Source organism: Endomicrobiales bacterium (assembly GCA_023228045.1).
In the GTDB taxonomy this organism is placed as follows: domain Bacteria; phylum Elusimicrobiota; class Endomicrobiia; order Endomicrobiales; family JALOBY01; genus JALOBY01.
The window spans coordinates 1-15,357 of record JALOBY010000001.1; the positions used below are offsets into that span (position 1 = coordinate 1).

The 15,357-nt window shown below is 38.3% G+C and carries 16 protein-coding genes; all 16 read right to left on the minus strand.

The genetic code is table 11. The features are described from left to right. Nucleotides 1-252 precede the first annotated feature (252 nt). Nucleotides 253-777, minus strand: coding sequence for a FumA C-terminus/TtdB family hydratase beta subunit (locus M0Q46_00005; protein ID MCK9582003.1), 525 nt, complete (start codon nucleotides 775-777; stop codon nucleotides 253-255). Next, nucleotides 774-1,619: a fumarate hydratase gene (locus M0Q46_00010; GenBank protein MCK9582004.1), complete on the minus strand. Its 846-nt coding sequence runs from the start codon at nucleotides 1,617-1,619 to the stop codon at nucleotides 774-776. The genes M0Q46_00005 and M0Q46_00010 overlap by 4 nt, the downstream gene beginning before the upstream one ends. Next, complete coding sequence (locus M0Q46_00015) at nucleotides 1,616-2,950, minus strand: NADP-dependent malic enzyme (protein ID MCK9582005.1); 1,335 nt, start codon at nucleotides 2,948-2,950, stop codon at nucleotides 1,616-1,618. Before M0Q46_00015 ends, M0Q46_00010 begins: the two co-directional genes overlap by 4 nt. Nucleotides 2,951-3,086: 136 nt before the next feature. Continuing rightward, a complete protein-coding gene (locus M0Q46_00020) occupies nucleotides 3,087-4,004 on the minus strand; it encodes a hypothetical protein (GenBank protein ID MCK9582006.1) in 918 nt (305 codons plus the stop codon). A 19-nt stretch (nucleotides 4,005-4,023) separates the two neighbouring features. Then, nucleotides 4,024-4,926: a transporter gene (locus tag M0Q46_00025; GenBank protein MCK9582007.1), complete on the minus strand. Its 903-nt coding sequence runs from the start codon at nucleotides 4,924-4,926 to the stop codon at nucleotides 4,024-4,026. A gap of 106 nt (nucleotides 4,927-5,032) precedes the next feature. Then, a complete protein-coding gene (locus M0Q46_00030; protein ID MCK9582008.1) occupies nucleotides 5,033-5,614 on the minus strand; it encodes a hypothetical protein in 582 nt (193 codons plus the stop codon). A gap of 240 nt (nucleotides 5,615-5,854) precedes the next feature. Continuing rightward, nucleotides 5,855-6,346 carry a metallophosphoesterase gene (locus M0Q46_00035; GenBank protein ID MCK9582009.1) on the minus strand — a complete coding sequence of 164 codons (492 nt, stop codon included), beginning with the start codon at nucleotides 6,344-6,346 and terminating at the stop codon, nucleotides 5,855-5,857. A 2-nt stretch (nucleotides 6,347-6,348) separates the two neighbouring features. Then, nucleotides 6,349-6,573, minus strand: coding sequence for a NifU family protein (locus M0Q46_00040; GenBank protein MCK9582010.1), 225 nt, complete (start codon nucleotides 6,571-6,573; stop codon nucleotides 6,349-6,351). Further along, a complete protein-coding gene (locus M0Q46_00045) occupies nucleotides 6,554-6,973 on the minus strand; it encodes an acyl-CoA thioesterase (protein ID MCK9582011.1) in 420 nt (139 codons plus the stop codon). The genes M0Q46_00040 and M0Q46_00045 overlap by 20 nt, the downstream gene beginning before the upstream one ends. Before the next feature lie 13 nt (nucleotides 6,974-6,986). Continuing rightward, nucleotides 6,987-7,979, minus strand: a complete 993-nt coding sequence (locus M0Q46_00050; protein MCK9582012.1) for a ketose-bisphosphate aldolase — start codon at nucleotides 7,977-7,979, stop codon at nucleotides 6,987-6,989. 54 nt (nucleotides 7,980-8,033) lie between these two features. Beyond that, nucleotides 8,034-9,023, minus strand: a complete 990-nt coding sequence (locus tag M0Q46_00055) for an acetyl-CoA carboxylase carboxyltransferase subunit alpha (GenBank protein ID MCK9582013.1) — start codon at nucleotides 9,021-9,023, stop codon at nucleotides 8,034-8,036. Nucleotides 9,024-9,025: 2 nt separating this feature from the next. Then, entirely contained in the window at nucleotides 9,026-9,721 is a 696-nt protein-coding gene (locus M0Q46_00060) for a hypothetical protein (GenBank protein MCK9582014.1), read from the minus strand. A 96-nt stretch (nucleotides 9,722-9,817) separates the two neighbouring features. Further along, entirely contained in the window at nucleotides 9,818-10,699 is an 882-nt protein-coding gene (locus M0Q46_00065) for an OB-fold nucleic acid binding domain-containing protein (protein ID MCK9582015.1), read from the minus strand. Continuing rightward, nucleotides 10,696-13,338, minus strand: coding sequence for a DNA polymerase III subunit alpha (gene dnaE / locus M0Q46_00070; protein MCK9582016.1), 2,643 nt, complete (start codon nucleotides 13,336-13,338; stop codon nucleotides 10,696-10,698). Before dnaE ends, M0Q46_00065 begins: the two co-directional genes overlap by 4 nt. Before the next feature lie 89 nt (nucleotides 13,339-13,427). Continuing rightward, the gene (locus tag M0Q46_00075; GenBank protein ID MCK9582017.1) at nucleotides 13,428-14,474 is read right to left on the minus strand and encodes a DUF1646 domain-containing protein; all 1,047 of its coding nucleotides are present in this window, start codon (nucleotides 14,472-14,474) and stop codon (nucleotides 13,428-13,430) included. 14 nt (nucleotides 14,475-14,488) lie between these two features. Beyond that, complete coding sequence (locus M0Q46_00080) at nucleotides 14,489-15,355, minus strand: methylenetetrahydrofolate reductase (protein MCK9582018.1); 867 nt, start codon at nucleotides 15,353-15,355, stop codon at nucleotides 14,489-14,491. Between the last annotated feature and the right edge of the window lie 2 nt (nucleotides 15,356-15,357).

A 15,357-nucleotide genomic window follows, 5' to 3' on the forward strand; every position in this document is an offset into this window, starting at 1 on the left:
AATATAGAAACCATCGTGGTCTTTCTGAAAATCATAAAATTAGTTACTTAAAATGGTTTTGCTACTTCAAAACTATCAAAAATAGCAACACTTTTTGAGTATTATGCCCGCAATGACAGGCTTTTTTAGTTGTCATCGCACAATGACACCAAATTGCCACTAATACCGCCATAGGCAGGTCAGCCTTCTTACAATCCGCAGTGACAAGCAAGGGTTAGGAAGAAACGCAAAATATACTTGCTACGAGTACTGTTATCTGTCAAAAATATTCGCGCCAGATGAGTCAATAGCAACTATAAGTGGTAAATCTTTAATTTCTAACTTATATATCGCCTCTGCGCCAAGTTCACTAAAAGCAACCACAGACGATGAAATTACTTTTTTACTTATCAACGCACCAACGCCGCCGGTTGCAACAAAATAAGTTGCCTTATTTTTTTTAATACTTTCTACTGCCACACTTGTGCGCGGCCCTTTGCCAATTGTGGCTATTACACCCAAGGAATGCATTGCTTGAACGAATGGGTCCATTCTGGACGATGTTGTTGGGCCGCAAGAACCTATAACCTCACCCGGCTTTGCGGGGCATGGGCCACAATAGTAAATAATTGAGCCATTAAAATTTATTGGTAACTTTTCTTTTGCGCTTAAAAGTTCAGATATTTTCTTGTGTGCCGCGTCTCGCGCAGTGTATATTATGCCGGATAATAAAACCTTACTGCCGGCACTAAGTTTTGATATTTTTTTAACTTCAGAAGTTAATATTTTTTGTGTCATAAAAGAACAGTTTTCCTTCTTAAAGAGTGGCATGAAAAGCTAATAGCGACAGGGAGTGACGCAATATGGCAAGGTGCCGTTTCAATATGCACAGCAAGAGCAGTTGTATTACCGCCAAGCCCCATTGGACCAACATTGGCTGAATTAATTTCATCTAACAATTCACTCTCTTTAATAGCATAAATTGGGTTTTTGTTTTGAGAACCTATTTGCCGCAATAATGATTTTTTTGCAAGGTATGCCACTTTTGAAAAAGTACCGCCAATGCCAATGCCAACAATTAGCGGCGGGCAAGATTTTACACCATTTTCTTTGACGGTATCAATAATATATTTTTTAACATCATCCCATGAAACCGTTGGCGCAAACATTTTAAGTGTACTTGCGTTTTCAGTGCCAGCCCCCTTAGGCAATACAATTATTGAAAGTTTATCACCTGCAACAACTTCGTAATATATAGATGCTGGTGTATTATCTTGCGTGTTTTTTCTTTCAAATGGGTCATTAACAACCGATTTGCGCAAGTAATTTTGACTATACGCCTTTGCAACTGCATTATTTATATTTTCGGTCAAAGAACCGCCAACTATTTTTATATCTTGCCCAAGAGTTACAAAAACCTCAAGCACGCCTGTGTCTTGACATAAGGCAATTTTTTCGGAATCTGCTATTTTAGAGTTTTCTAAAATTTCCGACAGAATGCCCTTAGCAGTTTCATTTGTTTCTTGTTTTTGAGCGCTAATAATAGAGCAAGAAACATCATCGCACAATGTAAAATTTGCTTGAGCGCAAAGTTCTTCAACCGCTTTTGAAATTACTGATACATTTATTTCTTTTGTCATATTTTAGATGGTTTAATGAGGCCTTTTTTCATCATTGTTTGGGTTATTGCGCGACTGCGAACAATTATATCTTTAGCTGTTGTATAAAGTTTATCTTTTGAAATTATTTTTTGTGCTACTTTTTGCTTTATTGCCTGCATTCCTACCGCTACTGCAACTTTTGGGTATATTTCCCAATTATCCATTGTTGGTAAAAGTCTATCTGGTTTTATTTTGTTATCAGGTATGCAAGCGGCAATTTCCACAGCAGCGCTAATGCACATTTCGTCGGTAATTGTTTTAGCCATAACATCAAGTGTGCCCCTAAATACCGCGGGAAAACCAAGTGAGTTGTTTACCTGGTTTGGGAAATCGCTTCTGCCGGTTGCAACAACATGGGCACCTGCCTCTATTGCCTCCCACGGCCAAATTTCGGGCACAGGGTTTGCGCAAACAAAAACAATGGCTTTTTTTGCCATTTTTATAATCCACTCTTTTTTAATTGTTCCCGGGCCAGATGCGCTAAGGGCAATTAAAACATCGGCATTTTCAAGAGCTTCGGCAATTCCACCACTAATACCTTGCGGATTTGTGTCAAGACACATCTGCCATTTTTCAGGATGGGTGTATTGCATATCACTTCTTTTTTTGTTGAGTATGCCTTTGTGGTCAACCATAATAATGTTTGCGGGATTTGCTCCATACATCATTATAAGGCGGGCAATGTTGATGTTTGCAGCCCCTGCTCCCACAAGTGTTATTTTTACCTTACCAATTTTTTTGCCAACAATTTTCAAGGCATTTATTAGGCCTGAAAGAGTTACAAGGGCGGTGCCCTGCTGATCGTCGTGCCAAACCGGTATGCGGCACTCTTTTCTAAGTGTTGAAAGTATTGGGAAACATTTTGGCTGTTCAATATCTTCAAGGTTTATACCACCAAATGACGGCTGAATAAGCTTTACTGTTTCAATTATTTTGTTTTTATCTTTTGTATCAAGGCAAATAGGAAAAGCATCAACACCACCTAAATATTTAAACAACAAAGCTTTGCCTTCCATTACTGGCAGGCCTGCCTCGGGCCCTATATCACCTAAACCAAGCACTCTGGTGCAATCACTAACCACAGCAACGTTGTTCCACTTATTTGTGTAATCATAAACCAGTTCAGGTTTATCAAAAATGTTTTTACAAACCTTTGCAACACCAGGTGTATACCATAGGGCAAAATCGGTGTAGTCCTTTATTCTGCACTTTGGAACTACCTCCATTTTTCCTCTATAAAAAGGGTGCAGCTTTTCTGAACGGATTGATGGTTTTTGCGCTGCGGCAAGCAATTTCTTTACCGATTTCATTGCATTTTCTCCAAAAGATATTTCTATATTTCTCGGCTATTATAACAAAATGACCGCAATAAAAAAAGAAGCCCGCATTATCGCGGGCTTCTTTTAATTCACTTATTGACTAACTTTACAGCTACTGTTTAAAACTTTACAGCACCTGCCCCGTGGCATCATCAGTCCAAGTATATGTACCGTTTGTGTCACACCTTACAGTGTAGGAATAGCCAGGACCTTTCATATAACCAGTACCAGTGCCATCAGAGTTATACTGCATATGATATGACCAGCTGAAGTAATTGCAATCAATGCTTCCACCTGTATATTTCCAATAGAAATAGCCATATCCATAACTTGTTGTTGGAGATATTACAAGATTTTTAATTGTACTTGTGAAGATTTGAGTAGCACCATCATTATAATTTAAAATATAATTATAATTTCCATTATAAGTTCCACCATCGGCCCATGTGTTTGCTGTTGTGTACTCAAAAGAAGAGTCGCCATTTGACTCATACGATTTTACTGGGTTTGCAACAGAACCCCCTTCTTCCCAATACGCTGAAGTTGAAAGAACAACTTTGTAGTAATAAGTGTACTCGTACTTTTTTATGTCTGTTGCATCCCAAAGATCAGATCTTGTAGTCCCAGTTATTGGCGTACCTGCGCTGTTTAATAATCTGTATCTGTACTTCCATGCGTAATAGTCATAATAATTATACAAATTTGTTGCAGTATAATCCCATGACATCCAACCATTTGCGTCAGGGCCTGTTATGTCGCCTTCGTACTCAGTAAGCTTTGGAGCCCCTTTGCCATATGGCATTGCAAAAATGCTAGTGCCGGCTAATTTAACAGAAGTTAAAGCATTTGCAATCATTGTGTTAACATTTGCTACCGATGTTTGCACCGCTGAAACTGTTTGCCCTGCTGTTACAGTTGTAGGTATGCCAGCACTTGCATCTAAAATGCCGCCTGTTATTACCTTTTCTTTTGTTTTATTGTCACCGCAAGATGAAAGCCCAAGAGCGAGAATACCTGCTAAAAACAGAAATGCAATTTTTTTCATATTCTTTCCCCTTAATTTATTATATTTTCCAAAGATAGGTTACGCCAGCGACAATTTTGTAATCATAAGTTCTGTACTTTTCATCACCCAAAGCAAGAACAAAACCAAGCTTTGATTTAAGCAAACCTGAAAGGAAAGTATATCTCGCGCCAAGAACCAAGTCCATTTGTGAACCAGAGGTACCGGCTATTGCAGTGCCCGCGACCTTTTGCTCTGACAAAGTTCTGTAGTTTAACTCTAAAATTCTATTTAAACCATTTACCAAAACGCATGGACTTTCAGCACCTACACCTATTTCCAAAACATCAGCCGGGTCAAGCTTAACACCCCATGATTTTGGTTCATATTCGCCTGTTAAATTGTACGATATATTTGCATTGAAAGTTAATTCTTTTGCAAATGACACATTGGATGAGAAGTTTTTTGAAGCAGCAACAAGTGGTTTAATATTCATACCATTTCTAAACTCTGTTGTGAACTTATCACTTTGAGAACCTGTGGGAAGAGATAAGTCTAACATTGCGCCAAGGTTCCATCCTGTGAGGCCCCAGCTTTCTGGCAAAACAATAGTTTTTTTGCCGGCAATGTGAATATCGGCAAGCTGTGCATCTTCAGTTGTGGCAGAGTTGCCACCAATTTCAAGCTTTTGGCTTAACGACATATATGGAATTGTAAGCATTGCTTCTATATCGTTAGTTACACCATACCTTGCAACAACAGGAATAATCAATGCTGTGTTTGTAAGCTTTATGGTGCTGTTTGTTATTTCTGCTACATCACTTTGGTATGAAAGGTTATCTATGCCAACTTCAAGCGTTTTTTGCGGAACTACATTTGTTGCCTGCTCTAAAAGTAATGGTTGAGCAAAAAGGCCAGATGCAAGAAATGTTACCGACAACAATGAAACGATGGCTTTTCTCATCTTTTTTTCTCCTGTTTTATAAGGGCTTTGCAAAAAAATTAATGAGTAGTTTTAAATTAAATTTTAAACCAAATCAGTAAAAAATGTTGCAAAGCTTTTGTTTAAGTTAGTTAAAATAGTATCTAATTCCAAAATTTATTGAAGGCCCAAGTTTGAAACTTGTGCTTGAAAAGGCATCAACATTGTCTGGTTTAACATCGCCAAAACCAAGTCCTAAACCGCTAAGACCGGCATTGAAACCAAGTTCAGGCAACTCAGAGAAGAAAAATTCGGCATTAAAGGAACCGTTTAATCCAACCTCTGATATTACTATGTCTCCAAGATCGCACCTATAATATTGTATTCCAGGCCCAATCGAAAGCTTGATGTTTTTTGTTTCTTTAATTGTGAAAAGCATATTACCGCCAATTGCAAAACCGCTCACATCTTTCGCGCTTGCAAAACCAAGGCCGGTATCTAAAGAAGTATCATCATTTATCCAAACACGAACAGCGGCGCCATTCATAGGTGGAACACCTATAAAATCAGGTTGGACAGCACTAAATGTTCTGTTGCCTAAACCCACCTTACCTGCCATACCATTGCTGCTGTAGCTATCTTCACCATCAACCTTGCTACTGTTTTTTGCCGCCATTGCCGGGGCAATACATATTGCAACTGCTAACGCAACTAAAAGCAGCCTCTTCATTCTACCTCCTTTTTTCATTACGGTAACTATTGCCGTATTCTTTATAAAAAAACCTTGGGTTTAGTTAAAAACCCAAGGTAATATATTTTATAGAAAAACTCTTATCTGTAGCAAAACACAATTTAACTGTTTGCAAAAACAAAAACATCATTGTTCTTGTGTCCATGGCGGCATTTTACAAATAAATAAATTATTTGTCAATAATTTGTTAAATAATTGTTAACTTTCAACAAAAACCTATTAATAAAGCTCAACTATCTCTGCTTTAAGCAAATCTGTATCTAATATTGCCGCTGTGCACTTTCCGCTTTGAAAGCCGCAATTTTCACCAGGGTTTAAAACCAATGTTTTGCCAACAAGCCTATTATCAACTTTGTGGGTGTGCCCATAAATTAAAATATCATACTCTTGGCTTTTGGCAAGTGCTTGCAAATTATATGGTTCATGCATTAAAAGTATTTTTTTGCCGTCAATTGTTGTTTCAAAGTACCGCTCGTATATTTGTCCCCAACCATTAACCCTTTGACGCCACACAAAGCGTTCGCCGTCATTATTGCCAAAAACAGCATAAAAGCTTGTTTGAATTTTTTGAAGGTAGCTTGCCACCATTGGTGATATAATATCACCCGCGTGCAACATAACCGACACTTTGCGTTCATTAAAAAGCGCAACAGCTTTTTGTATTGCGTTCACATTTTCATGAGAGTCAGATATTATGCCAACTAATGCCATAATTAATCTATTGCCTTTACTTCTTTAACTTCGGGAACTTCTTGTTTTATTATGCGCGCTACGCCGTTTTGAAGTGTCATTGCCGCCATAGGGCAACACCCGCAAGCGCCTTTTAATTTTACTGTCACAATGCCATCGGCTGAGATGCCAACAAACTCAACATCGCCACCATCGGCTTGTAAATGCGGGCGAATTTTATCAAGTGCTTTAAGAACTCTTTCTTTCATTGTTTTCCACCTTATTGTCCGTTAGAATTTGTCTAACTTTTTGCGGTATTTTTACCGGTTTAAAAACCCTGTTTACAAAAGGGTGTGTAGTTAAACCTGCAGCAATTTTTTTACCGTCGCACAATATTTCGTAACTTATAATAATACTTGCAGTATTAAGCTTTAAAAGCGTTGTGCAAATAGTAAGTAAATCATCGTACTTAGCCGATGAGTGATACTTTATTGAACACTCGCAAACCGGTAAATAATACCCATCGCTTTCTAACTGTTTGTAAGTTATGCCAAGCGACCTAAGCCATTCAGTTCTTGCTCGTTCAAAATACACCAGATAGTTTGCGTAATATACAACACCCATCTGGTCGGTGTCAGCATAGGAAACGCGAAGTGTTGTTTGGTGCATATATTGAACTAACTTATTTAGCGTAAACCTTTTTCATATCTTCAATTGTTATTTGTTTATAATCACTTGCATGGCCTGCAGTCCAAAAATCTTTCATTTTGCCTTCAATTAGTTTTTGCAATGCTGTTCTTGCAGGCCCAAGATAATCTCTTGGGTCAAACTTCTCCGGCGCAGTAGCAAAAATTTCTCTAATTGCGGCAGTTATAGCAAGGCGGCCATCCGTGTCAACATTTATTTTCGTTACGCCAAGTTTTATTGCTTCTTGCAAGCTTTTCATTGGCACACCGGTTGCACCTGGCATTTTACCACCAAATTTATTCACTTTGTCTATCAATTCCTGCGGAACTGAGGAAGCACCATGCAGAACAATTGGAATGCTTACAAGTTTGCGAACTTCTTTTAAAACATTAAACGCAAGCTCACTTGAACCCTTGAATTTATACGCACCATGTGATGTACCAATTGCTATTGCCAAGGCATCCAGACCTGTATCATCAACAAATTGCTTTGCCTGAACCGGGTCGGTAATGTGAATTGAACCAGAGCCAACTCCGTCTTCTATTCCACCTAAACAACCAATTTCACCTTCAACCGTAACACCATATTTGTGAGCATATTCAACAACCGATTTTGTTACTTTTACATTGTAGCCGTAGTCAGATGGTGTTTTGCCGTCTTCAAGCAAAGAACCATCTATCATAACTGATGTAAAACCAAGCTCAATGGCTTTTTTTACTGTATCAAGTGAGTTGCCATGGTCAAGGTGCATTGCAATTGGAATGCTTGGGTTTTCTTTTGAGGCAGCCATCATCAAATACCCAAGGTATGTGAAGTTTGAATACTTTAACGCGCCGCGGCTTGCCTGAATAATAACCGGCGACTGTGTTGCCTGAGCCGCCGCCATAATGGCTTGAATTTGTTCCATATTGTTTACATTGTATGCGCCAACACCATATTGTTTCCTCATTGCCTCTTCAAGAATTTGTTTCATTGGAACTAATGACATTTTGCTTTCTCCCTATTTTTTTATTTTTAGGCGTACAACAATGTAACGCCAACTTTAGTTTATAGTAAGTTTTTCTTGTGTGAATACACCAATACTTCTATATTTTTCATACCGCGCCTGGCAAAGCATTTTCTTATCAAGTAAAAGCAGTTTTGCAAGGGTTTTTTCAAGTGCTTCTTTTACATTTGCAGTAGCCAGCGCCATATCTTTATGTGCTCCACCCAGTGGCTCCGCAATTATTTCATCTACTATTTTTAATTCATAAAGGTCTTTTGCCGTAATTTTTAGGGCATTTGCAGCATCAATTGCTTTTGTAGCATCGCGAAAAAGAATTGCCGCGCAACCTTCGGGTGAAATTACTGAATAGTAAGCATTTTCAAGCATAAGCAGGTAATTAGCAACACCAATTCCAACCGCACCGCCAGAACCGCCCTCACCAATTACCACGCTTATAACAGGAACTTTCAAAACTGACATTTCACGCAAGTTCCTTGCTATGGCTTCTGCCTGTCCGCGCTCTTCTGCGCCTATGCCGGGGTATGCGCCAGATGTGTCTATAAATGTAATTATTGGCCTGTTAAACTTTTCAGCAAGTTTCATTATTCTTAATGCTTTTCTATAACCTTCCGGGTTTGCCATGCCAAAGTTTCTTTCTATGTTATCGTGCAAACTTCTGCCTTTTTGATGACCAATTACGGCAACCGGTTGAGAGTCAAGCTTTGCCATACCACAAATTATTGCCTTATCATCGGCAAAAGCGCGGTCGCCATGAAGTTCAACAAAATCAGTAAAACAATTTTTTATGTAGTCAAGGGTGTAGGGCCTTTTTGGATGGCGGGCAATTTGAACTTTTTGCCATGGAGTGAGCGCACCGTAAATTTCCACTTTTAGCTTATTGCTTTTTTCTTCAAGCTCAAGCAGCTGTTGGGCAATATCTGCACCGAGATCACTTGCCGAAGATTTAAGTTCAACTATTTTCTGTTCTAATTCGTATATGGGTTTTTCAAAATCAAGTGCTGTGATAGGCTCTTCTTTTACTGACATATTTAGAACCTTCCTACATAATTTATTTTAAGTATTCTTTCACTACTGCGATCTTTTGCTATCAGATCACGACCGGCAAGGTCAATACTTAAATCATCTGTTATAGCTAAACGCAAACCGGCGTTAAAACGGTTCTCGGGTGAATAATGTATGTTGTCGTACTCGGCAATTAACATAAATTTTTCTTCAATATTAAAACTTGCCGCAGTAAAAGCATTAACCTCACTTTTTTTAAAGTCATTTATATTCGCACCAAAATTCATTTCAAGGTTTGGGAAAAACATCTCTTTTGTAAACACTATAAAAACACCTTTGCCCTTTTGAGTAAATTCATCCGATGAGCTATTGTAAAAGTAACCCTGTCCATCGTAACCAAATGCAAAAGAAGGCATTGACATAGTGCCAGAAAATGGCCTTACTTTAAGGTAAAGCGCGGGAGGCGCAACAGAAGGGTCTTGATCACCTATTAGTTTTTGTACTTCCCAGGCAAAACCAAGATTGACAACCTTAAAAACACCAAAATTTAAACGAGAAAGAACCCCTCCATTGCTAAAAAGACGAAAGTTGACATTATAAGAGCCATAATCAAGTATTCCTGCAGTAGGAACATCGATGAGGTCTATGGCGCTTTCCTTTGAGTTGGCAACACCAACTATAAAAATAAGCATTGAAAATATAACGACTGCTAACTTACGCATTAATCCCCCATTTAACCCAGCTTTTGCAACCTACTTTTGGCATTTTACTTTATTGTCTAAAGCATTGTCAAAAAAACAAAATAACAATTTTACCCATCACTTGCTTCTTTGAAATTGCCAACACTCAGGGCCAAGTGCTTTCTCTATTGCTTTAAAGAAATTTGCCTCTGGTGTAACCGAAAAATCGGTTTCAACCGTATAACTGCCATGTCCCGGGGTATCTATGTCAAAAACAACTTTTGACTTCCCTGGGTATTTTTTCAATATTTCTGAAACTTTTTCAAGCATCTCATCCTCAAGCCCTGCACTTGAAAGCTTAATATGTAACGCTCCGGAGTTTGGAGTATATAGCACTTTCGCCTCTTTAAGTGTTTTAATATCTTCTAAAAGCAACTCTGGTTGTAACTCATCGCCGGCAAGTTTACCTTTTACAACAACTAAATTATTAGGTGTTATATACTTCATTAATCTTGCGTAACTTTTTGGGAATGCCACAACCTCTATTTCACCATAAGGGTCTTCAAGTTTAAAACGAGCATAGGGTTCTTTACCCTGTTTGGTTGCAAGTTTTTTAACCGAAGTTATAATTCCGGCAACACGAGTTAATGGAGCTGTTCTGGGGTCGGCAGTTGGTGTGGGTATTTTGTCTAAACGAAAATGCGAGTATGCAACTATGTCTTGCATATGGTTTGCCAAAGGATGGCCTGAAAGATAAAACCCAAGCACCTCTTTTTCGTATGAAAGCGCGTTATGCTCAGACCAAGCTTGAGCATTTTGCGTAACTGACGGTTTAAGGGTAACCTCGCCTGCTTCAAACAAAAAACCCTGACCAGATGAAATATCATCTTTTTTACTGCCAAGTGCATCTATTGAGTCCTCAATTTTTGCAAATAGCTCCGCGCGCAATGTCTTATAATCACTGCCAAAAGTATCAAGGGCGCCGGCTTTTATAAGCGACTCTATAGTTTTTTTACTCACAGCACTTGCGCCAACCCTTGATATAAAATCGTCCAACTTTTGAATGCTCCATTTGTGTTGCGCTCTGAAATAATATCCAAACAAGCCGCCTCACCAACATTTTTTATTGCAAGTAAACCAAACCTTATTTTTCCATTTTCCGTACTAAACCTGACATCTGATGCTTGAATGTCAGGAGGAAGTATTTCTATGCGAAGTGACTCAGCATCGCGCAAATACCCGACAAGTTTATTTTCTTCTTCGTTTGAAACAGCCGAGCGGCCAATTTCGGAGTTTAAAACAGCAGTCATATATTCAAGCGGATAGTTGGCTTTTAGGTATGCCGTACGGTAAGCGATAATGCCGTAAGCGGCCGCGTGCGATTTGTTAAAACCATAGCCGCCAAAGTGCATAATTTGCTCAAAAAGTTTTTCCCCAAGTTTTGGTGTAATGTTGTTGCTTTTGGCACCGTTTATAAAATTTTCCCTTTGTTTTTCTATAACATCAGGAATTTTCTTGCCCATTGCCTTGCGCAGCGTATCTGCCTGACCAGCACTGAAACCCGCAACATCACGAGCAATGCGCATAACCTGCTCTTGATAAAGAATAATACCATAGGTGTCTTTAAGAATAGGCTCTAACATAGGGTGGTCATAAACCACAGCAGTTTTGCCATGCTTTCTTGAAACAAAGTCATCAAGCATACCTGCACCCATAGGGCCAGGCCTGTAAAGCGATATTAGTGCGATTATATCGTTTATATTTGTAGGTTTTAGCTTGTACATCAGGTCACGCATACCGCGCGATTCTAACTGGAACACACCCATTGTTTTTGCTTCGTGGAAAAGACGGAATGTTTTAGTGTCGTCTAAAGAAACATTCTGCCATGAAAAGTTTGGTTCTTTAGATTGCTTTAGCAATTTTATTGTGTCATCAATAATTGTAAGTGTACGCAGACCAAGAAAGTCAACCTTTAGCAAACCAAGCGCAAGCATAGATTCATCGTTATATTGAGAAGTTACAACTATATTTTTTTCATTTTCAGAATTTTTTTCACTTTTAACGGCAAGTGGCGCATAGTTTGTTATTTCTTCTTTGGCAATTATCATACCAGCGGCATGAACTCCAGTATGGCGTTTCAACCCTTCAAGTTTTTTTGCGGTTTCAAACAACTTTTTTATTTTTTGGTCTGAACTTATTAAGGCTTTTATTTCAGGAACACTCTGCGTTGCGGCAAATATGTTGGCACCAAAAGGAATAAGTTTAGCTATTTTGTTTGATTCGGCTGGCGTAAAACCCATAACTCGCGCAACATCTCTAATTACAAGGCGCGCCTGCATAGAGCCAAATGTAATTATTTGCGCGCAGTTCCTTTGCCCATATTTATTGCGTACATATTCAATTACGCGTTCGCGGCCTGTGTCGGCAAAATCGATATCTAAGTCGGGCATAGAACGCCTGTCGGGGTTTAAAAACCTTTCAAACAAAAGACCGTATTTAATAGGGCAAATGTCGGTTATGCCAAGTGTGTATGAGACAATTGAACCAGCACCAGAACCACGGCCGGGACCAACTGGGATACCATTTTGTTTTGCGTAATTTATAAAGTCCCAAACAATTAAAAAGTAAGAGGCAAAGTTCATTTTATTAATTACACTTAACTCATACTTTAGACGTTCTTGATGTACCGCCGTTGGTTGCAAATAACGGGTTTTTAAGCCTTCCTGGCAAAGTTTTTCTAAATAAATATCTGGTGTTTCATTTTTCTCAAGCGGATAATGAGGCAAGAGAATTTGGTCAAACTTTATTTCAAGGGCTACTTTATCTGCAATTTCCATAGTGCTTTTAATAGCTCGCGGTTCAAATGAAAAAAGCTCAGTCATTTCCTGCGGGCTACGGTAATAAAACTGGTTTGTTGAAAACTTCATACGGTTTTCATCGGTTAGCTCACTGTTGGTGCCAATACAAAGCAACACATCGTGATCAAAAGAATCTTCTTTTCTTAAAAAGTGGCAGTCATTGGTTGCAACAGGAGAAAGACCAGTCACCTTTGCTATTTCAAGTAAGCCGGGTATTATTTTTTTTTGCTCATCAATGCCATTGTCCATAAGCTCAATATAAAAATTCTCTTTTCCAAAAATATCACTATACTCAGAAGCAATTTTTAGCGCATTTTTTTTGTTATCTGCCAATAGAGATTGAGCCACCTCGCCAAGCAAACAACCCGAAAGAGCTATAAGTCCGCTTGAGTATTTTGCAAGCAATTCTTTATCTACTCTTGGCTTATGATAAAAACCTTCCAAAAAACCCAACGACGAAAGTTTCATTAGGTTTTTATAGCCCTCATTGTTTTTTGCAAGCAATGTGAGATGAAAGTAATTTCTGTCGGATTTTTCTTTTTTAAAACGCGAACCATTTGCCACATAAAGTTCACAGCCGATAATTGGCTTTACGCCAACTTCGTGGCAGGCACGGTAAAATTCAATAGCGCCATACATATTACCGTGGTCGGTAATCGCAAGAGCCGGCATTTTAAATTGATGAGAAATTATGCGTAAAAGTTCGGCAGGTTTGCCTTGATCGTCAACTATTTTGCATGCTCCATCTAAAAGGGAGTACTCGGTATGATTATGAAGGTGAACAAATTCACTATGAGTCATATTATTTATTTTAAAATTAAACGCGGTAAGCTGATAAAATTGAATTTATATTTGTGTAGATGCAAAATTAACTTTACTAAAGGTCTAAGTTAAAAAACAAAAAGAACAGCAAAGTATATTATCATTACTGCAAAACCAAATGGTAAACCAAACCTTGCCCACTCTTTGCTTGTTATTTTTAAGCGGCCAGCAGCGATAATATTTGGTATATTACCAGGGATGAGCATACCACCAGCAATCAGCAATCCCATAAGTGCTGATACAATTTGATGCATTTTCATTTGTGGGCTTATTTCTGCAGCGGCAAGTGTGGCATTATCCACAACAGCAGAAAGCGTATTTATCCAGTAAATCAGCATATCAGACATTTTTACAATATACATATCAACTATTGGTTTAAAACCAGTGCCAAGAAATATTAAAGCCATTATAAAAACATAAACTTTAATTGACCTGTAAAACACCTCATTTATCTTTTCTTTCCCCTCATCTTTATCATGCAAACCACGACCTTTAACTGGTTTTAAAAAGAAAACAAAAGCGCCAATTGCAACTATTGTGGGTATTACATAAACTCCAATTGCCTTAAGCAGAAAAAAGAAATCGGCATTGTAAGGAACACCTCTCAACTTTGCAACAACAATAGTCGAAAGCGGCTCACCAACCGGTGTTAAAGCAGCACCAAGCCCGATAGAAAAACAGCCAAGTACTATAAGTTTTACCTCAAAGTCCCTGTTGTATTTTAAAACACTGACTATTTCTACAAGCAATATTGCCGCCATTATAGCTGTAATTAAACTTGAAAATATTCCAAGTAAAACAACTATTAAAAAAGCAAAAAGTTTTGCGCCAAATTTAGCTTCATACTTAACAATAAAATGAGTTATTTTACTTGAGTAAAAATGTAATATAAACCCTACAACTAAAACAACAAGTGTGATTACTATTGGTTCCACAAAGGCCTGCTCTATAATATGAAAAGACCACAATGGGCTTGGGCCAAAAAAATGAGATATGCTCATCGCAAGCAACCCCATAGCAAATAAAAATATCTCAAGATTGCGCTCAACAAAATGCAGTGTTATTGGTAATACCAAAACAGCAACTACAATTAAAAATAAACCCGCTTCAAGCATCTTTTACCTTTTATTTAAATAATCTTACTGCGCTTTAATATCTCAGGTATAAGCTCTTCGGCACCTATTGCCATTATATGTACACCATCGGCAAACTTTGAAAGTTCAGTAATTGTTTGCGCGCAAATTTCTATTCCTTCCTGCAATGGGTCTTTTGCTTTTTGCATTCTTTCAATTGTCTCAACTGGTATGTTAACACCAGGTAGGGCTTTTAAAAACTCAAGGAACTTAAGCGATTTTATTAATGTTACTCCGGCAAGAATTTTTGCGGGCGTATGAGAGATTTTATTTAAAAAATCCTTAAAACCATTTACATCAAAAATTGTTTGGGTTTGAAAAAACTGAGCTCCCGCTGCAACCTTTTTTTCAAAACTTATAAGTTGAAGTTCCAATGGAGTTGATGTTGGATTTACTACAGCGCCAAGGCAAAAGCTCGGAGCTCCTTTTAATTTTTTACCGGCAAGATCAACACCTGACTCAAGAAGCTTTGCCGCCGATAAAAGCTGAACTGGGTCTAAGTCATAAACAGGTTTTGCATCGCTGTATTCACCAACAGAAGGATGGTCGCCGCTAAGTATCAAAACATTTTCTATGCCAAGAGCATAGGCACTCATTAAGTCGGATTGAAGAGCAATTCTATTTCTATCGCGGCAAGTCATTTGCATTATTGGCTGATAGCCTTTTTGTTTTAATAACGCAGATACCGCCAATGAGCCAAGGCGCATTGAGGCGCGTTGATTATCGGTTATATTTATACCATCTACAAGATGTCCAATTTTTTCGGCTTTTGCCATCAAATCTGTTGTGTCAACACCCTTTACCGGAAAAAGCTCGGCGGTAATAACAAATTTTTTTGTATTTAGTTTTTCACAAAATTTCATAA